Origin of the sequence: Streptomyces asoensis (genome assembly GCF_013085465.1) — a bacterium.
GTDB classification, from domain to species: Bacteria; Actinomycetota; Actinomycetes; order Streptomycetales; family Streptomycetaceae; genus Streptomyces; species Streptomyces cacaoi_A.
Genome location: NZ_CP049838.1, coordinates 8,737,202 through 8,755,221, shown reverse-complemented (window position 1 = coordinate 8,755,221; position 18,020 = coordinate 8,737,202). Strand labels below are relative to the sequence as shown.

At 71.3% G+C, this 18,020-nt stretch carries 15 protein-coding genes and 2 pseudogenes; 8 read left to right on the top strand and 9 right to left on the bottom strand.

Annotated features, from left to right (window positions below; genetic code table 11):
• Nucleotides 1-144: 144 nt before the first annotated feature.
• Nucleotides 145-1,584, top strand: a complete 1,440-nt coding sequence (gene gndA / locus G9272_RS38915) for an NADP-dependent phosphogluconate dehydrogenase (RefSeq protein WP_171400915.1) — start codon at nucleotides 145-147, stop codon at nucleotides 1,582-1,584.
• A 450-nt stretch (nucleotides 1,585-2,034) separates the two neighbouring features.
• On the opposite strand, the gene G9272_RS38910 is transcribed toward gndA, so the two are convergent.
• Both G9272_RS38910 and panD read right to left on the bottom strand, forming a co-directional pair.
• A complete protein-coding gene (locus tag G9272_RS38910) occupies nucleotides 2,035-2,382 on the bottom strand; it encodes a GNAT family N-acetyltransferase (protein WP_171400914.1) in 348 nt (115 codons plus the stop codon).
• Nucleotides 2,383-2,416: 34 nt separating this feature from the next.
• Nucleotides 2,417-2,836: an aspartate 1-decarboxylase gene (gene panD, locus G9272_RS38905; RefSeq protein WP_171400913.1), complete on the bottom strand. Its 420-nt coding sequence runs from the start codon at nucleotides 2,834-2,836 to the stop codon at nucleotides 2,417-2,419.
• Nucleotides 2,837-3,351: 515 nt separating this feature from the next.
• Between panD and G9272_RS38900 the strand changes: the two genes are divergently transcribed.
• The gene (locus tag G9272_RS38900) at nucleotides 3,352-4,338 is read left to right on the top strand and encodes a quinone oxidoreductase family protein (RefSeq protein WP_171400912.1); all 987 of its coding nucleotides are present in this window, start codon (nucleotides 3,352-3,354) and stop codon (nucleotides 4,336-4,338) included.
• A gap of 106 nt (nucleotides 4,339-4,444) precedes the next feature.
• Here the strand turns inward: G9272_RS38900 and G9272_RS38895 are convergent, their stop codons facing one another.
• Nucleotides 4,445-5,011 carry an antibiotic biosynthesis monooxygenase gene (locus G9272_RS38895; protein ID WP_171400911.1) on the bottom strand — a complete coding sequence of 189 codons (567 nt, stop codon included), beginning with the start codon at nucleotides 5,009-5,011 and terminating at the stop codon, nucleotides 4,445-4,447.
• 145 nt (nucleotides 5,012-5,156) lie between these two features.
• The gene (locus G9272_RS38890; protein WP_171400910.1) at nucleotides 5,157-5,486 is read right to left on the bottom strand and encodes a cupin domain-containing protein; all 330 of its coding nucleotides are present in this window, start codon (nucleotides 5,484-5,486) and stop codon (nucleotides 5,157-5,159) included.
• A gap of 70 nt (nucleotides 5,487-5,556) precedes the next feature.
• Between G9272_RS38890 and G9272_RS38885 the strand changes: the two genes are divergently transcribed.
• Nucleotides 5,557-6,552 (top strand): GlxA family transcriptional regulator, encoded by a 996-nt coding sequence (locus G9272_RS38885; RefSeq protein ID WP_171400909.1) that lies wholly within the window; start codon nucleotides 5,557-5,559, stop codon nucleotides 6,550-6,552.
• 210 nt (nucleotides 6,553-6,762) lie between these two features.
• On the opposite strand, the gene G9272_RS38880 is transcribed toward G9272_RS38885, so the two are convergent.
• Entirely contained in the window at nucleotides 6,763-8,214 is a 1,452-nt protein-coding gene (locus tag G9272_RS38880) for a nickel/cobalt transporter (RefSeq protein WP_171400908.1), read from the bottom strand.
• Nucleotides 8,215-8,217: 3 nt separating this feature from the next.
• Entirely contained in the window at nucleotides 8,218-9,288 is a 1,071-nt protein-coding gene (locus tag G9272_RS38875) for a DUF3500 domain-containing protein (RefSeq protein ID WP_216377854.1), read from the bottom strand.
• 379 nt (nucleotides 9,289-9,667) lie between these two features.
• Between G9272_RS38875 and G9272_RS38870 the strand changes: the two genes are divergently transcribed.
• Nucleotides 9,668-10,117 (top strand): spore-associated protein, encoded by a 450-nt coding sequence (locus G9272_RS38870; protein WP_171400907.1) that lies wholly within the window; start codon nucleotides 9,668-9,670, stop codon nucleotides 10,115-10,117.
• Between the two features lie 157 nt (nucleotides 10,118-10,274).
• Here the strand turns inward: G9272_RS38870 and G9272_RS38865 are convergent, their stop codons facing one another.
• Nucleotides 10,275-12,176 (bottom strand): SMI1/KNR4 family protein, encoded by a 1,902-nt coding sequence (locus G9272_RS38865; protein WP_171400906.1) that lies wholly within the window; start codon nucleotides 12,174-12,176, stop codon nucleotides 10,275-10,277.
• Between the two features lie 264 nt (nucleotides 12,177-12,440).
• Between G9272_RS38865 and G9272_RS45600 the strand changes: the two are divergent.
• The 4 genes and pseudogenes from G9272_RS45600 to G9272_RS38850 form a co-directional block, all read left to right on the top strand.
• A pseudogene (locus G9272_RS45600) lies at nucleotides 12,441-12,893 on the top strand (hypothetical protein); the annotation flags it as partial.
• Nucleotides 12,894-12,898: 5 nt separating this feature from the next.
• Nucleotides 12,899-13,240: pseudogene (locus G9272_RS38860) on the top strand (maleylpyruvate isomerase N-terminal domain-containing protein); the annotation flags it as partial.
• A 121-nt stretch (nucleotides 13,241-13,361) separates the two neighbouring features.
• Nucleotides 13,362-14,792 (top strand): RICIN domain-containing protein, encoded by a 1,431-nt coding sequence (locus G9272_RS38855; protein WP_171400905.1) that lies wholly within the window; start codon nucleotides 13,362-13,364, stop codon nucleotides 14,790-14,792.
• Between the two features lie 263 nt (nucleotides 14,793-15,055).
• Nucleotides 15,056-15,961: a YihY/virulence factor BrkB family protein gene (locus G9272_RS38850; RefSeq protein ID WP_171400904.1), complete on the top strand. Its 906-nt coding sequence runs from the start codon at nucleotides 15,056-15,058 to the stop codon at nucleotides 15,959-15,961.
• Nucleotides 15,962-16,054: 93 nt separating this feature from the next.
• Here the strand turns inward: G9272_RS38850 and G9272_RS38845 are convergent, their stop codons facing one another.
• Both G9272_RS38845 and G9272_RS38840 read right to left on the bottom strand, forming a co-directional pair.
• Entirely contained in the window at nucleotides 16,055-16,735 is a 681-nt protein-coding gene (locus tag G9272_RS38845) for a response regulator transcription factor (protein ID WP_171400903.1), read from the bottom strand.
• A complete protein-coding gene (locus tag G9272_RS38840; RefSeq protein ID WP_171400902.1) occupies nucleotides 16,732-17,940 on the bottom strand; it encodes a sensor histidine kinase in 1,209 nt (402 codons plus the stop codon). The genes G9272_RS38845 and G9272_RS38840 overlap by 4 nt, the downstream gene beginning before the upstream one ends.
• Between the last annotated feature and the right edge of the window lie 80 nt (nucleotides 17,941-18,020).

The following is an 18,020-nucleotide window of genomic DNA, read 5'->3' as shown; positions in this document are numbered from 1 at the left end:
CCATGACAAGGCGACAACCGGCCGCTCCGACGCGCGGGCGACCGCCGGACGCCCCGGACGGGAATCCGGACACGGAACCCGTCAAGATGGACTCAGGACGACACTGACCGAATGCACGGGCACACCCCTGGAGGAGCCAACCGTATGAGCACTTCAGCTCAGATCGGCGTCACGGGACTCGCGGTCATGGGCCGCAATCTCGCCCGCAACTTCGCACGCAACGGCTACACGGTCGCGCTGCACAACCGCACGGCGGCACGGACGCACGCCCTGGTCGAGGAGTTCGGCCACGAGGGCGAGTTCGTCGCCACCGAGACCGCCAAGGAGTTCGTGGCGGCACTGGAGCGGCCCCGCCGCCTGGTGATCATGGTGAAGGCCGGTGAGCCGACCGACGCGGTGATCCGGGAGTTCGCCCCGCTGCTCGAACCCGGCGACATGATCATCGACGGCGGCAACGCGCACTTCGCCGACACCCGCCGCCGCGAGCGCGAACTGCGCGAGCAGGACATCCACTTCGTCGGCGCGGGCATCTCCGGTGGCGAGGAGGGCGCGCTGCACGGCCCGAGCATCATGCCGGGCGGCTCGCCGGAGTCGTACGAGTCGCTGGGCCCGATGCTGGAGAAGATCTCGGCGAAGGCGGCGGACGGGGCGCCCTGCGTCACGCACATCGGCCCGGACGGCGCCGGCCACTTCGTGAAGATGGTCCACAACGGCATCGAGTACGCCGACATGCAACTGATCGGCGAGGCCTACCAGTTGCTGCGCGATGTCGCCGGGTACGAGCCCGCGCAGATCGCGGACATCTTCCGCACCTGGAACACCGGCCGCCTCGACTCCTACCTGATCGAGATCACCGCCGAGGTGCTGTCCCACGTGGACGCGGCGACGGGCCGGCCCTTCGTGGACGTGGTGGTCGACCAGGCGGAACAGAAGGGCACCGGCCGCTGGACGGTCCAGATCGCGCTCGACCTGGGCGTTCCGGTGTCGGGCATCGCGGAGGCCGTCTTCGCACGGTCGCTGTCGGGACACGCGAAGCTGCGCGAGGCCTCGCGCGGCCTGGCAGGACCGACGGCGTCCGCGCTGGGCAAGGCGGAGGCGCAGGCCTTCGCCGACCGGGTGGAGCAGGCGCTGTACGCCTCGAAGATCGTGTCGTACACGCAGGGCTTCCACGAGATCGCCGCGGGCAGCGAGGAGTACGGCTGGGACATCGATCTCGGCGCCGTCTCCTCGATCTGGCGCGGTGGCTGCATCATCCGCGCGGCCTTCCTCGACCGGATCCGCGCCGCGTACGACAACCGGGCGGATCTGCCGAGCCTGCTGTCCGACGAGACGTTCGCCTCGGAGATCGCGGCGGCGCAGGACCCGTGGCGTGAGGTGCTGGTGTCCGCGACGCTTCAGGGTGTGCCCACGCCCGGGTTCGCGGCGGCGCTCGCGTACTACGACGCGTTGCGTGCGGAGCGGCTGCCCGCGGCGCTCACGCAGGGGCAGCGGGACTTCTTCGGGGCGCACACCTACCGCAGGGTGGACCGCGAAGGCGCGTTCCACACCCTCTGGGGCGGCGACCGGTCGGAGGCGGAGGCGTAGTCCTCTTCGCGGGCAGCACGGTGGGCGGCGATCTCCCTCCGCCCACCGTCGTCCCGTGAGGTGCGTCAGGTGAGGGGCGGGCCCGGTTCCGGGCTCGGGACCGGCTCCGGGCCCGGCGGGACCGGGGACGGCGAGGGACCCGGAGGCGGGCCGGGCCGCGGAGGCGGCGTCGGATCCGGGCCCGGCGGCGGCTCGGGAGCGGGCACCGGGCTGGGGAACGGCTCCGGGGGGCCGGGGACCGGGCTCGGCGGCGGTCCGGGCTGGACGGGATCGGGTTGGACGGGGTCGGGGTGGACGGGGTCGGCGTACGGGTTGGTCATGGTGTCCTCCGGCCAGATGTGAGGCTTGGCTCTGGACTCATCCCCCGCGTACCCGGGGCGGCTGCGGCCACTCACCCGGCTGGGCCCAACCGGCCGGTCCCCGGCGACGAGGTGCCGTGGGGCGCGTCGGTCAGAAACGGCCGGGGTGCGCGCGCAGCCAGTCCTTGGCGGCGCGCAGCAGCTCGGGGTCGGCGGCCGGAGCCTCGTCCGGGTGACGCTCGGCCCACTTCACGACGTACGGGCAGAGCGGCGCCACGGGGATGCCCTCGCGCTCGGAGGCGGCGTACAGTTCCCGCGCCAGCGACCCGGCGATGCCCTTGCCCTCGTGGGCCGGCTCGACGATGGTGTGCACCGGCACCAGGGCGGGCGCGGGCGATTCCAGGACGAAGTACTCGATGTGCCCCACGACTTCACCGCCGTCGCCGAAAGCCTCGAGGCGGCCCGCCGCCCGGTCGTCGCGGATCTCGATGTCGCTCATGGGCACTCCCGGTGCGATGCGTGCGATGACTCGGTCAGACCGACACCGCCTGCGGGCTGCGCTCCTGGTCGGAGCCCGGTACCGGCTCCGAGGGGTCCGCTCCGAGGGCCACGATCCGGTTGTCACGGTCCACGTGCACGACCCGCGGCTCCAGAGCCCGCGCCTCGGCGTCGGTCACCTGAGCGTAACTGATGATGATCACCAGATCACCGGGGTGCACGAGATGGGCGGCGGCTCCGTTGATACCGACGACCCCCGAGCCGCGCTCGCCCTCGATGACATACGTCTCGAGCCGCGCCCCGTTGGTGATGTCGACGATGTGGACGAGCTCCCCCGGCAGCAGGTCGGCCCCGTCCAGCAGGTCGGCGTCGATGGTCACCGATCCCACGTAGTGCAGGTCGGCCTGGGTGACGGTGGCACGGTGGATCTTGGACTTGAACATCGTACGAAGCATTGAAACACTCCCGGACCTAGGCTCCCTGCCTGCGTTTTTGCAGGTCAAGGGCTGTTTCCTTACCTTACTGTTCTGACACATCGCCAGACCAGCTCCAGGGACCCGTGAGCCCGTCCAGCTCCCCTGGGCCTGCTGTCACAACGACGGCGACCAGCCTACGCACCGGGCTTCATCTCCCTCCGTGACCTTCGCCACGGGGTGCCTTCCAGGGCTGTCTCTCCGCTTCGCCGCGACCTGCTCTTCGAGGGGGCCCTGTCACACCCCCGCTGGACACCCCCGGCACGGCTCGGCCTGCCTGCGGCGGGCATCAAGGGGCAGGGTTGATCGTGTCGCACCGTGTCCGAGCGCCCGCTGTCCCTCATCCCAGGTTGCCGGCACCTCGCCCTGCGGGACCGCACCGCCCCCGACGACGACCGGCCCGGGACCACCTGGCTCGAGCACATCACCGACGAACAGTTCAACGCCGCGCGCACACGCAGCCGGCGACCCGCACCCACACGAAGGAGGAGCCCCTCATGCCCGAGACGATGACCGCCCTGTTCGGCGGCACCGGCCCCGACTGGACCGCCCGCCAGGCCCCCGTACCTCAGCCCGGCCCCGGGCAGATCGTCGTGCGCGCCCGCGCGGCAGCCCTCAACAACGCCGACGCCTCCATGCTCGCCGCCGCCGACCCCACCTCCGGCGGCACCGGCAAGGAGTACCAGGCCGGCTACGAATTCGCCGGCGAAGTCGCCGCCGTCGGCGACGGCGTGGGCACCCCCGCGGTGGGTGAGAGGGTGATGGGCACGACACCGGGCAGCTTCGCCCAGTACGTCCTGGCCGACCACTGCCACGTCCTACCCGTCCCCGACGAACTCGCCCACGAGGAGGCGTGCGCGCTGCCCACCGGGCTGCTCACCGAGAACGGCGCCCTCATGACCGCCGGGTTCCGGGCCGGACAGTCGGTGCTGATCACCGGGGCCACCTCCAGCATCGGCCTGATCGGCGTACGCATCGCCAAGGCCCTCGGTGCCGGACAGGTCATCGCCACCACCCGCAGCGCCGCCAAGCGCGACCTGCTCATGGGGGCCGGGGCCGACACCGTCGTGGTCACCGACGCACAGGACCTCACCCAGGCGGTGCTGGACGCCACCGGCGGCGAAGGCGTCGACGTCACTCTCGATCACGTCGGCGGACAGACCTTTGCCGCCTGTCTGCCGGCCACCCGCACCGACGGCGCCGTGGTCAACATCGGCCGCCTCGACACGGCCGCCTCCACCATCGACCTCGACGCCCTGTCCTACCGGCACCTGCGCGTCGCCGGGGTCTCCTTCGGCTTCACCCGGCCCGCCGAACTCGGCGCCGTCATCGCCGCGGCCGGCGAGCACCTGCTGGCCGCTGTCGCAGACGGCCGGGTCCGCCCTCTGATCGACACCACCCTGTCCTTCGCCACCGCCACAGAGGCCGCCGAACGGCTTCGCTCCCACCAGGCTCACGGAAAGATCATCCTCACCGTCCCCTGAGACCAGTACCGCGCGAGCCCTTGCCCGACAGGGCCGCACTGCTGCTAACCCGCGCGCCGGTCGGCACGGGGCGACGTGTGGCGCGCGACCGTCGGAGAACACCTGATCACCGGTCCGGCGGAGGGTACAGCCAGCGCCGCAGCAGGCGGCTCAGCCTCGGCATCACCCCATACGTCAGCGTCGGCAGCAGCACCAGGGGGAACACGGCGGCCCGCAGCGGCAGGGGCCAGGCGCCCGTGCGGGGCGTCACCAGCCACTGGATCAGCAGCGTGAACGGATAGGCGCCGAGGAACGTGGTGAGCACCATCTTCCAGCGGGGCGGGGCCTGCACGGTGGTGCCGGGCAGGTTGAACCAGGTCTCCATCCCGGACGTCGACTGCCGCTCGCTGCCGATCTCCGTGGCGACGCCCTCGATCCGCGCGTGCCAGGACGCCCGCTCGTCCGACTCCAGCCACGCGGCGAGCCGGTGCGGATCGGACCAGCGCAGCATCGCGTGGAAGCGGTGGCCCTCCTCGGGGCGCAGCCACGAGACGCCCTCGTTGCCCGGGAACCGTCTGGCGCAACGGGAGATCCCATGCGTCCAGTCCTCGAACTCCTGCTCCCGGCCCGGGCGCACCTCCCAGGTGAGAACCGTGGTGACCGGCTCGCCCCGCCGTACTTCAGTGGTGCTCATGCTCACCACGTGTGCCACGTACGGCACGGGTCATGCCTCGTGGTGTCATGCCTGGTGGTCTCCCCCGCCCTCTGCGAGCGGGGTGACCAGACGTGTGCCACAGCCGTCTCTGGGCGTCGGTGGCGGACCCGGACCGGCGACGCGGCTACAGCACTGTGATGCCCAGCATGCGCGCTCCGTGTTCGGTGCGCGGGCGGTGGCGGCTGCCGGGGGCGAAGACCACGTACGTGCCCGGGCCGTGGCGCTCCTCGCCCTCGATGACCTCGCCGGCGAGCACGAAGTAGCGCTCCTCGGACTCGTGGACGTCGACCTCCGGCCACTGGCTGCCGGGGCCGAAGTCGATGAGCCAGCCCCGGGCGTGGTCGGTACGGGGAAGGCGACGGCGGACGATGCCGGGGGCGACCTCCTCGGCGTCGACCTGGTCGGTGTGCACGACGGTGACGAGAGCGCTGGGTTCGCTGGGTTCGCTGGTCATGGACCCATCCTGCGGGGGCCTCCGGGCTCGTACGAGAGTCTGGAATGACATCTGTGGGTATATTCCTGCCATGACTGTCCACCGGGTCGTCGCGCTGCTCCACGAACCCCAGTCGCCCTTCGAACTCGCCTGTGCCGCCGAGGTGTTCGGCGGCGTACGGCCCGATGTGCCCGTCCGCTACGACGTCCGGCTGTGCGCCGAGCGGCCGGGACCGCTGCGGACGACCGTCGGGCACGCGCTGCTCGTCGAGGCGGGGCTGGAGGCGCTCGCGGAGGCGGACACCGTGGTGGTGCCGGGGTGGCAGCCGCCCGGGGGCGCGGTGAGCGGGGCGGTGCTGGAGGCGGTGCGCGGCGCTCACCGGCGTGGGGCGCGGGTCGCGTCCATCTGCACGGGCGCGTTCGTCCTCGCGCGGGCCGGGCTGCTCGACGACCGCCGGGCTACCACGCACTGGCGCCGGACGGCTCAACTGGCCGCCGCCTTCCCGGCGGTGGAGGTCGTCTCCGACGTGCTGTACGTCGACCACGGCGACGTCGCCACCAGCGCGGGCAGCGGCGCCGGGATCGACCTGTGCCTCCAGCTCGTACGCCGTGACCAGGGCGCCGGGTACGCCGCGGCAGTCGCCCGCGGCATGGTGCTGCCGCCGCACCGGGAGGGCGGCCAGCTCCAGTACGTGAGTCCGCCCGGGGCGCCGGAGAAGACGGACGACTCGCTCGCGCCGCTGCTGGACTGGGCGCTCGGCCGGCTGGGCGAGGAACTGGGCGTGGGACGGCTCGCCGGGCGGGCCGGGGTGTCCGAGCGGACGCTGGCCCGGCGGTTCGTGCGGCAGCTCGGGGTCGGTCCGGGGCAGTGGGTGCTCGCGCGGCGGATCGAGGCGGCGCGGGTGCTGCTGGAGGAGAGCGACCTGCCGGTGGAGACGGTGGCCGAGCGGGTCGGACTGTCGTCGGCGGTGAATCTGCGACGGCACTTCCGGGCGGTGCTGGGGACCACTCCGGGGGCCTATCGGAGGGTGTTCGGGGAGCCCGGCGGTGCCCCGGTGCAAGGTTCGCCGACCCTGGCTCGATCTTGAACGACGAGTGTCGAACGTCCCCTCTGTCGCACCACGCTGTCCGGCGAGTCGTTCGCTGCACCGTCACGCTTCCGCGGCGCGTTCTGCTCCTGCCCGACCAGCCGTGCGGATGCGCTGTCCTGACGACCGGGACCCCCGTCTTCGACCGGGTCATGACAGCCGTGCACGCGTTCACCGTCGAGCACACCGAGCCGGTCATCAGGACGGCTCTCAGCCCACGAGTCCCGTCACGCCACCCACCGCGATGGTCAGGCCGAGGGTGGTCACGACGGCCGCGGAGACGACCGGCAGCCACTGAACGAGCAGGCTGTCGCCGGAGCGCCGGAAGCGCTCCAGTTTCGTACGGGCGCTCACCAGCACGAGACCCAGTCCGACGAGGACCCCGGCCAGGCCCGCGCTGAAGGAGACGATCATGGTCAGGCCAAGGGCCGTGCGACCCAGGCCGATGGCCAGCAGGAGCACGCTCAGCGCCTCGGGGCACGGGATGATCCCGCCGGACACCCCCATGGTGGCAATGGAGCGGAAGGTGGTGGGCAGGGCGGGCGGGTGGTGATGGGCGGCCGCGTGTCCGTCGTCGTGGGTGTGGCTGTGGTCATGGGTGTGGCTATGACCGTGGGTGTGGCTGTGGCCGTCTGCGTGATCGTGGCCGGTGTGCTGCCTCCAGCGACGCCGCAGCAGTCTCGCCCCGAGGATCAGTACCACGGTCCCGCTGGCGACCTCCAGCACCGGCACCAACACCTCCGGCACCACGAAGTGCCCCGCGAGTAGCACCGCCGTACCGAGTGCGATCACGGAGACCGTGTGCGTGAAGGTGATGACCGCTCCGAGGACCACTGCCTGCCTGGGGGTGCTGTGGGCGCCGACCAGATAGGAAGCGAGGAGGGCCTTGCCGTGGCCGGGCGTCAGGGCGTGGAAGGCGCCGAGCAGGGCGCAGGTGCCGAGCAGCGCGAGCAGCGCCCAGGGGGACGACCGGGGCGAGCGAAGGGCGCTGAGCATGGTGCCCCCGCTGCCCCCGCCGAAGTCCGCCGCCTTCTGTGCCGATGCCTTGTCCGGACTCGCCGGACTTTCCGGGCCCGCCGGACTCGCCGGACTCGGTGGCCCGACGAGCCCGGGGAGTGCCATGGTGATCGTGCGTCCCCCGTCCCCGCGTTCGATGCCCGCCGGGCGTACCGGCCGGTGGGCCGCGACCAGCACGTCTTCCTGCACGGTCGTGCGGGCACCGGGGTCGTACGCGTCGGTGAAGGTGACGGCGCGGGCGCCGGCCGGAAGATCGGCCACCGCCTCGACGCTCACCGCGCCCCCGCCCGCCGCCAGCAGTTCGTACGGCGGATACGTACTCCCCGTCACCTCCAGCGCGACGGCCCGCCCGTCCACGCGGACCGCGAGCGCCGAGGTCACGCGCCGCAGGTGCGCGGCCGTCTCGGCGGAGCCGAACTCGCCGTCCCTGTCGGTGTCGACGGCCCGGGCGAAAGCGGGGGCCACCAACACGCCTGGGGTGAGGTCGAGTTGGACTTCCAAGCGGGACACGGTCGGTGTCAGGTAGGCCTGCTGGAGCACTTCGTCGGTCGGGTGGGCCGCGGCGGGCGCGGCGGCGAGGCCCGACCCGGCGGCGGCCAGCACGAGGGCTGCCGTCCACCGGGCCAGGCGGCGTGCGAGGGTCACCGGTCAGTCCTCGGCGCCGTAGTCGTTGCCGTTCTCGCGGTAGATGGAGTGGATGTGGGTGATGCCGCCCGCGTTGGCGCCCGAACCCTGCTGGTGGGCGAACTCGATGGTGAAGGCGGGGCTCTGGACGCGGTAGTAGACCGGCTGGTTGGCGGCCGTGGACCCGGACCAGGCGAAGTACGTCTGGTCGAGGACGGCCTGCGCCTCCGCCAGCTTCGCCGCGGCCTGTTCCGTGTTGAGCGGGGTGATCCACTCGTTGACGAGGTCGAGCAGCAGGGTCTTCTGGGCGGCGGTGAAGGTGGACGCCCGGACGCCGTCGTAGGCGAGGGTCTTTCCGTCCTGGCCGGCGCCGAGGACGATCTCCTTCACCGGTGTGTCCAGGATGGCGGCGGCCAGCTGTGTGGAGTTGAGCGACTGGAGGACCGTGTACGCCTTGTCGGTCTCACCCACCAGCGGTTCGACGGTCGCGCCGGACTTCGTGTAGTACGCCGGCTGCGCTCCCCACAGGGTGGGGCCCAGCGTCATGGTGTCGCCGGACAGCGTGATGTTGACGGCCAGGTGGTGGCCGCCGTACTGGACGGTCCACTTGCCGGTCGCGGACGGGGTGCCGAGGATGCGGATCCAGTAGTGGTCCGCGCCGAAGTCGAGGTCGATGCCGCCCTGTGCCTTCAGGACGCCGTCGCCGTAGGTGATGCCGGTGACCTGCTCGAAACCCGCCGGGCTGAGCGCGGACCCCAGTATGTTCAGGACCGCGGTCTGCTGGGCGGAGGTCAGCGCGTCCATCCGCAACCCCGCACGCGTGTACAGGGCGTCGGGCAGGTTGGACCACTTCGACAGGTTGGCCTGGGTGCGGGTCGCCTGGACGGTGGTCTTCTGGGACGAACTCAGCGTGCCCAGGAAGGTGTTGACCGCGGTGAGGACCTGCGAGGCCGCCGCAGCGGCCGCGTCCGTGCGGTACGTGCCGGCCGTCGGCGCGGCGGCGGACGGCACGGCGGCACCGGAGGTGCAGGTCACGACCAGGGCCGTGGCCGCGACGGCCGTGGCGAGGCGGTATTCGATGTGACGCAGTGACAACGTGGTCTCCCATGTGGGGGACGCCGTGGGCGCGTATGCTCACGACGTATTTGAGGCGGACATGTCAACAGCGGCCCCACGAGCATGCCAGAGATTTCGTCAACAATTCCGTCAACTGATGCATTGGCCGATAATCAACGGCCGGTGACAGGCATCCCGCGACTGGCCGCGCGCCCCTCCGGCATCCACGGGCCGACCGTGAACCCATGCAGCCCGAACCTGGCACGCACCGCTCACGCCCCTCCGGTTGCGTCCCAACTCGGCCAATCACACCGCCAGTTATGACTGAAAATGCCGGTAACTCCGGCACAACCATCCCAAGGCCTCGCCCGTCACATAAGGCAGGAGCAACCAACTCCTAAGCACACAAGGGGGAAATATGCGCTTCACTCACTCCATACTGGGCGCCGCCGCACTGGCCGCTCTGTCGGTGGGGGCCACCACCGCCCTGGCGGCACCCGCCTCCGCCGTACCCAACACCACCCCACAGAAAGTCTGCGGAAGCGGCTACAAGACCGTGAACTCCGCCGCCGTCGGCTCGCTGGGCACCGTCTACCTCGCCTACAACGCCGCCAACGGCAACAACTGCGTCGTCACCATCCGCAACAACCCCGGCACCGCCGTGGACATGTCCGCCTGGATCTACGTCCCCGACACCAACGAAGGAGACGACGACTACGGGCGCTACACCTCGTACGCAGGACCCTCCTACGTCATCGGCAAAGGCCACTGCGTCGACTGGGGCGGCGGCATCGCCAACACCTATGTACAGGTGATCGGCTCCAACTGCGCCTCGCTCAAGGAACACCGGACCACCTACACCCGCTGACCCACCTCACCCACCTCACCCACCCGCCGACCGTCGAGCCGACAACGTCGGGCCGGCGAGCGGCGGGCGGCGTGGCGGTGTTCACGCGATCAGCCTGAGCCGAGCCACAGCCGGTGGTCGTCGGCGGGCCCGCCGTCCACCGGGGGCCCGCCCGAGTTCAGGACCGGCGCCGCCCGATGCTGACGTAGGCGAACCCCTCGCCCTCGCGTGGTGCCCGGGTCCAGGACCGGGTGGTGAAGGTGCGGAGCCTGCCCTGGGTCAGTGCGAAGCGGGGAAGCGAAAGCCCGAGTTCGGTGTGCAGGGCCTCCAACACACGTAGTTCGCCGTCCGGTTCAGTGTCCTGCGGGCGGAACAGCCGTGCGGGGTCCAACGCCTCGGGAATCGTGCCGGAGCGCTGGATCTCCGTACCCCGCACGGTGAACGCGTACAGCTCCTCACCCTGTTCGGCCACCGACAGGTGGAACACGGCCGGGTGGGCACCCGGGGTCGAGCGCCTCGGGTCGCGCCACACCACCACCGCGCGGCCGGACGAGGAGGCGGCCGCGGCTGGGGACAGGAACAGCTTGTTCAGGTACCGGGAGTCGCCGTCGAAGGCGAAGGCCCACGCTTCTGCGGTGCGGCCGACGGCAACCACGGCCCGGTCCTCCCAGAGTTCCACGCCCTCGCGCTCGTGGGGCCCGGGTACGCGCCAGGACGTCTCGCGCAGGTCCGCGGGCGCGCCCAGTTCGGCGCCTTCCTCTCCTATCAGAGCGGGCAGGCGGGCGGGGTCGATCCCCTCGACCCAGACACAGCGGTATCCGTCGAGCGGCCGCCCGTTCGCCGCGGGCTCCGTCAGCCAGGCGAGGCCCGGCGGGTCGAGATCGGGCACCGGCTCGGGAGCGGGTCCCGCTTCTCCGGCTCGCGGCGTCGCAAGGACTTCCCGTCCACGCTCCGGCGTGATCAGCGGGCCCAGGACCGGATCGGCGAGCAGGCCGATCGGGGCGATCAGCGAGGGCCCGGGTGCCTCCCACAGCGGGAGCGCGTCCCGCAGCACTCGCCACGCGGCGTCGGTCGCCCCCCAGCGGGCCGCCTCCCGGGCCTCGGCGACGGCCCGGCCCCACGGACCGGGAGGCGCGTAGCGATGGGTGCCGTCCCGCATCGCGCCCAGGACGGCCTCGGCGGTCTCCCGGGCGGCCCCGCGGGCGCTCATCATCCCGAGCCAGTGGTCGTCCCCGCCCAGCCGCCATTCGCCGCGGGCCGGCGTCATGGCCTCCACGGGCAGAATCTCCGGCAGGTAGCGCGGGTCGGCCACCAGGTACCCGTAATCCCGGGGGCTGCGGGGAGCCAGCAGATGCCGGAGCTGGTTCAGCAGGACGGCACTGTGTGGCCGCCCGAAGGACAGCGCCTCCTCGAGCAGGGGCAGGGCCTCTTCGTACCGTCCGCGCAGGGCCAGCAGGCGGGCCTCCTGCACATGGGCGTCCTGAGCGCGCGTGGTGGCGTTGACGAAGTCGGGTCGCTCCACCCGGTCGGAGTGGAAGCCGCGGTACATGGCCTCCATGTACGCGCGGAACGACGGGTAACGGTCCGGGAATTCACCGCTCCAGCCTTTGTAGACGTAGAGCGCCCACTCGCCGTCCTGGTCGCTGTCGCCGGGGTCGAGCAGCGCGTACGACATGTCGGAGTCCGTCTCCAGCCGTAGCGCCCGTCGCCACATCCCGGCCAGCAGAATGTCCTCCTTGCGCGGGCTGTCGCCGAGACTCTCCTCGTAGAGCGGAGTCATGTCGTACGGATCCCGAAACCAGTCGATGTCCGCGACACCGCCGAGCTGGTAGACCCCGGCCGTCTCGTCCACCCGCCACCCGTCGCTCACGGTCAGGAACTCCCGGTACGAGGTCGGCAGCCGCCGCCCCAGCCGCTCCTCGGCCGCGGCGATCGCCGACTCCTGTGCCCCGGGTCTGCCCGGGCGGACAACGGTCTGTCCGCCGTCGTCCTCGTCGTCGTCGTCCTCATCCGTGCGCGGAACCCACTCCTCCTGCCAACGCCCCAGGAAATCGTGCCAGTTGAAAGGCTCGTCACTCATGGCCGGATGGTGCCATCCGGCACCGACAAGCAGAGCGTTCACTTTCCATCCATTGCAACGAACGAGAGAGGCTTGTTGCGTTAACATTCAAGCCATTGCAACGATTCCATCGCCACTAGCTGGGATTATGAAGAATGCGCGCACTTATCTTGTTGCCCGATAGATGAATGCAACGTAGCGTTTCCATATCAAGAAACAACGAGCCGAAGGCCTCACAGGCCGAGAGCTGCGCGTTCACGAAGAAGCGATCCCAGGGGGCGGATCATGGAGACAGCACAGAGCATGCGGCAGGCGCCACCCGGCGCCCTCAGTACGGTCGCCCGCTTCGTACTCTGTGGCGGCGGAGTAGGGCTCGCTTCCAGCTTCGCCGTGGCGGCCCTCACCTCGTGGATTCCCTGGATCCTGGCCAACGCCCTGATCACCGTGGCCTCCACGCTCCTCGCCACCGAGCTGCACGCCCGCTTCACCTTCGGTACGGGCGAGCGCGCGACCTGGCGCCAACATGCGCAGTCGGCCGGATCCGCGGCGGCCGCATATGCGGTGACCTGCGTGGCGATGCTTGTCCTTCAGCATCTGGTGGCGGCACCCGGCACGGTACTCGTGCAGGTCGTCTACTTGTCCGCCTCCGCACTCGCCGGTGCCGCACGGTTCGCGGTGCTGCGCCTCGTCGTCTTCGCACGCAACCGCTCGCGGGTCCCCGCCACCGTCCGCACCACCCGTCGTTCGATCTGGTGCAGCATCTGGGTGAGAGGCGCCGCTTCCGGGCCGCCACCGTCGCCGCAGGGCCTGCCGCCGCTCCCCCGGCCGAGTCCGCATCGGAGGGTGCCCCGGCCGCGCCCCGGGAGCGCGAGGCACTGCCGGCCTGGTTGGCCGAGTCGACGCAGGAACTACTGGACGCGCTGCGGGAGTCCGGCCCGGATCGCGGTTGCTGGACGTGGTGGGGTACGTCGGAGTCGCCGCAGACGTCCGGTGCTGTCGCCCGGCACCAGCTCCAGGAGGTCGCGATGCACACCTACGACGCGCAGATCACCGTGGGACGTGACGGTGCGCCACCTCGTATGCCCCGAGCGAGGTGACGTCGGGGTGACGTCGTGGCGGTTCCCGCCGGTGGGCGTGCCCGTCGGGGCAGCTCGGCCTGCCCCGATGGCTCCTGACGGATGCCGTCCGCCCCCGTAGCGTCGAGCAGTGAGTATTTGGACTTCCCTCGAACCTTCCTCGGCCACGGTGGATCCCGGTGGCAGTACGACCGTGCGGCTGCGTCTGCGCAACACCGGTGACGTGGTCGACGAGTACCGCTTCGAACCCATCGGTGACATCGCGCCCTGGACCACGGTGGAGCCCGGTTCCCTGCGGCTGTACCCGGGGACGACGGGGACGGTGGAGCTGACCTTCGCGCCGCCGCGCACCCCCGACGCGACAGCCGGCCCGAACCCGTACGCGATACGGATCACCCCGACCGAGCACCCGGAGTCGACAACCGTTCCCGAGGGGAATCTGACGATCTCCCCCTTCACGGAGGTGCGGGCCGAGCTCGTCCCTCCGACGGTGAAGGGCCGTTTCCGGGGGCGGCCGAAGCTGGCTGTCGACAACCTCGGCAACACGAAGGTGACCGGGTCACTGAGCGGCAGCGACAACGGCGACCAACTGTCCTACGACATCCAACCGGGCAACTTCCAGATCGAGCCCGGCCGTGCCGCGTTCGTGAAGGCCACACTGAAGCCTCGACAGATCATCTGGTTCGGGACCAAGACGGAACGGCCGTACACCCTCGCCGTGAAGCGGTCGGGGGTGACGCCGCTGACTGTCGAGGGCACCTATGTGCAGCGGAGTTTCCTGCCCGGCTGGCTCACCAGGCTGCTCGGGATCTTCCTGGCGCTCGCGATCGCCCTCGTGATGCTGTGGATCGCCTACAAGCCCAAGGTCACCAGCTCCGCCCGGGAGTTGCAGGAGGCCGCCGTCAGCACGCTCGCGCCTTCCCCTTCACCGCCGCAGGTGCCACCTTCCGCACCTTCCGCGTCGGCCCCGCCGGCCGAGACCGCCCCGCCTGCCGCGTCGGCCTCGGCCCAGGACGGCGGAGGCGGCGGAGGCGGCGGCGCGGAGTCCCCGCCGGCCAAGAAGAAGACCCCGAGCGTGCTGCCGGCGTCCGACATCATGCTGCGCAACCCGACCACCAAGATGTGCGCCGACCTCCCTGCCGGCGACGACGCCGACTCGGCGGGCCGGGTGGTGCAGGCCACCTGTGACGAGAACACCGACGGCAGCCAGCGGTGGAACCTGGAGGTGAGGTACCCGAAGCTGGGCCCCGGCGGCTCGGCTCTCTTCCAGATCCGCAACGTCGAGGACCAGCTGTGCGTGGATCTGCCGGACTACGGCGCCAAGCCCATCAGGTCGCCGATCCTGGAGTACGCCTGCGCCGGAACGACCGCCGACAACCAGCTGTGGTGGCTCGACAAACAGGACAGCGGCAACTACTGGATCCGCAACTACGCCAGCAACAACGCATGCCTGGACGTCGCCGGATACAGCACCGGCGGCAACGGAGCCCACCTCACGCTCTTCACCTGCTCCAACAGCGACGACCAGGAATGGCAGATCATCCGTCCCTCGGATTCCTGAGACACAGCCCACCCCGGCTCCGCCTGCCCGACGGGTTTCCCGTCAGCCCCTGCCCGACGAGGAGGAGCCCGCGACCACGACCGAGGCCGGGTCGAGCAACAAGCGGCTCGGCGCCGGGTGTGCGGGAGCGGATCCGGGGGAGTTGTGCAGGGACATGAGCACACCGTTCGCAGGGATGACCACGGGCATGGCCGAGGACGCGGCCGCGCCGTACACCGCGCGCACCCGCCTGCGGCTCGGTACCCGGACTCACCGGAGGTGCCATGTCCGCTGACCCGTACACCGGCGAGGCACACCGCATCCTCCGGCCCCGGGGGCCCGCCGCCTGGTGGCCGGCGCTGCGGCGTACACCGATGTCCCTGTGGAACGACGACATCACGGACTACGCGGCGGCGCTGACGTACTACGCGATCCTGGCCGTGCTGCCCGCGATGATGGTCACCGTCCTCGCGTTCGGGCTGATCAGCCCGGACACGGCCGAGGAATTCGTCACCCATGTCACCGCCTACGCCCCGGCCGAGTCCGGCGCCGACCTGCACGCCGTGCTGTCCCGTGCGCTGGGCGCCGACGGTACGGCCTGGCCGCTGCTGGTGGCCGGAGCGACAAGCGCGCTGTGGTCGGCCTCCAGCTATCTCGCCGTCTTCCGCCGCGCCCTGCACCGCATGCACCGGGTCGAGGACCGGCGCTCACCCTGGCGCAAGGCGCCCCGCATCCTGCTGACCGCCCTCGCTCTGCTGGGACTGCTCCTCGCCGGTTCCCTCGTCCTGTTGCTGACCGGTCCGCTGGCCGAGGCGGCGGGCCGGGTCGTCGGCGTGGACGACACCGTGACCTGGGCCTGGTACGTGCTGCGCTGGCCGTTGTTGGTGTGCCTGGTCGCCCTCCTGGTCGTGGTCGTCTTCCACACCGGTCCGGCCCCGGCCCGCCTGCACGGGCGCAGTCTGCCCGGCGGCGTACTGGCAGCCGCGCTGTGGCTCGTGGTCTCCGCGGGCTTCGCCTGGTACGCCTCCGGCCTGAGCGCGTACAGCAGGCTCTACGGCTCGCTCGCGGGCGTCGTCGTCTTCCTCGTCTGGCTGTGGTTGTCCAACCTCGCCCTGCTGACCGGGGCGCAGTTCGCCGCGGAGCTCTCCGCGCCGCACGGTCAGGACCCGGAGAAGCCGTCGTCCCGCTGAGCGCCTACCGCGCAACGGCGGCCGATGAAGCCGATGAAGCTCCTGGTATGTGCGGCTGGTCCAGTCACTGCCCCGTGTCCAGTTGGTGCCATGTCAGGGCCTGGGTGGGTTGGGTTGCACGAGGCCGGTCTGGTAGGCGATGACGACGAGTTGGGCGCGGTCGCGGGCGTGGAGCTTGGCCATGGCGTGGTGGATGTGCGTGCGCACCGTGAGGGGGCTGAGGTACAGCTGCCCGGCGATGTCCGCGTTGGTGAGCCCTTCGGCGGCCATGGCCATGACTTCGCGTTCACGCTCGGTGAGGTCGGCCAGGTTCTTCCGGGCCGCGGGGTGGATGCCGGGCTGAGGGGCGGTGAGGAAGCGGGCGATGAGGTTGCGCGTGGCCTGCTGGGAGAGGAGGGCGTCGCCGGCGACGACGGTGCGGATGCCGGCCACGAGTCCCTCGGCGCCGACGTCCTTGCCCAGGAAGCCGCTCGCCCCGGCGTGCAGGGCCCTGGCGACGTGTTCCTCCGTCTCGAAGGTGGTGAGGATGAGGACGCGGGTGCCCGACAGAGCGGGGTCGGCGCAGATCGTGGCCGTGGCGGTGAGGCCGTCGGTGCCGGGCATGCGGATGTCCATGACGACGATGTCGGGGTGGTGGGCGCGGGTGAGGGCGACCGCTTCGGCGCCGTCGGCGGCTTCCGCGACGACCTCCATGTCGGGGCGGGAGTCGACGAGGATCCGGAAGGTCTCGCGCAGCAGGGCCTGGTCGTCGGCGAGCAGGACGCGGATGGTCATGGGGTGCTGTCCTCGGCGGGAGCGTAGGGGTGGAGGGGGAGTTCGGTGCTGACTTCGAAGCCGCCGGTGGGGCGGTGCCCGGCGCGTAGGTGTCCGCCGACGGACAAGGCACGTTCCCGCATGCCGATGAGGCCGTAGCCGCTGCCGGGGGTGGAGTCGGTCGCGGTGGAGGGCACGGTTCCGTGGTCGGTGACGGTGATGGCCAGCCGGTCGTGGGTGTAGACGAGGTCGACTTCCGCGGTACTGGTGCGGGCGTGCTTGGCGACGTTGGCCAGTGCCTCCTGGACGATGCGGTAGGCGGTCAGGTCCGCGCCGGGAGAGAGCGGCTGCGGTTGTCCATGGGCGGTGAGGGTGACGGTGAGTCCCGCGGCCGTGTGCGCGGCGACCAGGTCGGGGAGCTGGGCGAGGCCCGGGGCGGGCTGGGTCGAGTCCTCGGAGGCGTCGCTCCGGCGCAGGAGTCCGACGGAGGCCTTCAGCTCGCGCAGGGCCGCGGCGGTCGTGTCGCCGAGGGCGTTGACCATCTTCTCGGCCTGGGCGGGGTGGCTGCGGATGAGGAGGGCCGCGGTCGTGGCCTGGGCGTTGGCCAGGGCGAGGTGGTGCGCGGAGACGTCGTGGAGTTCGCGGGCGATGCGCATGCGTTCTTCGGCGACGCGGTGCCGGGCCTCCTCCTCCCGGGTCCGCTCGGCGTATTCGGCGCGGGCGTGCACCGACTCCAGATACGCCCTGCGGAACCGTGCCGTGGAGCCCAGGGCGGCCGGCAGCAACAGCCAGGCGACGGGGCCGATCACGTTGAGGGCGAGCGCGTCCCCGGCGGGATCGGCGATCAGGGCGGCGCCGGCGACGAGGATCACGGCGGCGAGGGTGAGGTTCCGGGTCGTGGTGCGTTCGGTGTGCGCGGCCAGCGAGTACAGCGCGACCATGAGGGGCGCCAGCAGCAGCGCCGTCATCACATAGCCCGCCAGGGCCATGCCGGTGGCACACAGGACCGCGACGGCGGTGACGGGGCGGGGCCGGGTGCGGCGCCACACCAGCGTGGTACAGGAGATGCCGGCCAGCAGCACGCAGGGCCACCACCGGTCAGGGGCGGCCGCGTCGGAGACGCTGTACATGCTGCCCGGGAAGGCGACGACGAACAGCACGACGGCCAGCGCGGAGTCGACCGTACGCGGGTGGTTGCGCAGGTGGCCCTGCCAGGTGGTGGTCATCGTGCTTCCTGTCGGATGTGCTGATCGATCATGGTGCATGGCGGCCCGGCGGAGCGCTCGCGGGGCCGCCCGCCGCCGGC

Coding starts and splice junctions, on each gene's coding strand:
- gndA (WP_171400915.1), top strand. CDS start 145: ATGAGCACTTCAGCTCAGATCGGCGTCACGGGACTCGCGGTCATGGGC.
- G9272_RS38910 (WP_171400914.1), bottom strand. CDS start 2,382: ATGAGCGACATCGAGATCCGCGACGACCGGGCGGCGGGCCGCCTCGAG.
- panD (WP_171400913.1), bottom strand. CDS start 2,836: ATGCTTCGTACGATGTTCAAGTCCAAGATCCACCGTGCCACCGTCACC.
- G9272_RS38900 (WP_171400912.1), top strand. CDS start 3,352: ATGCCCGAGACGATGACCGCCCTGTTCGGCGGCACCGGCCCCGACTGG.
- G9272_RS38895 (WP_171400911.1), bottom strand. CDS start 5,011: ATGAGCACCACTGAAGTACGGCGGGGCGAGCCGGTCACCACGGTTCTC.
- G9272_RS38890 (WP_171400910.1), bottom strand. CDS start 5,486: ATGACCAGCGAACCCAGCGAACCCAGCGCTCTCGTCACCGTCGTGCAC.
- G9272_RS38885 (WP_171400909.1), top strand. CDS start 5,557: ATGACTGTCCACCGGGTCGTCGCGCTGCTCCACGAACCCCAGTCGCCC.
- G9272_RS38870 (WP_171400907.1), top strand. CDS start 9,668: ATGCGCTTCACTCACTCCATACTGGGCGCCGCCGCACTGGCCGCTCTG.
- G9272_RS38865 (WP_171400906.1), bottom strand. CDS start 12,176: ATGAGTGACGAGCCTTTCAACTGGCACGATTTCCTGGGGCGTTGGCAG.
- G9272_RS38850 (WP_171400904.1), top strand. CDS start 15,056: ATGTCCGCTGACCCGTACACCGGCGAGGCACACCGCATCCTCCGGCCC.
- G9272_RS38845 (WP_171400903.1), bottom strand. CDS start 16,735: ATGACCATCCGCGTCCTGCTCGCCGACGACCAGGCCCTGCTGCGCGAG.
- G9272_RS38840 (WP_171400902.1), bottom strand. CDS start 17,940: ATGACCACCACCTGGCAGGGCCACCTGCGCAACCACCCGCGTACGGTC.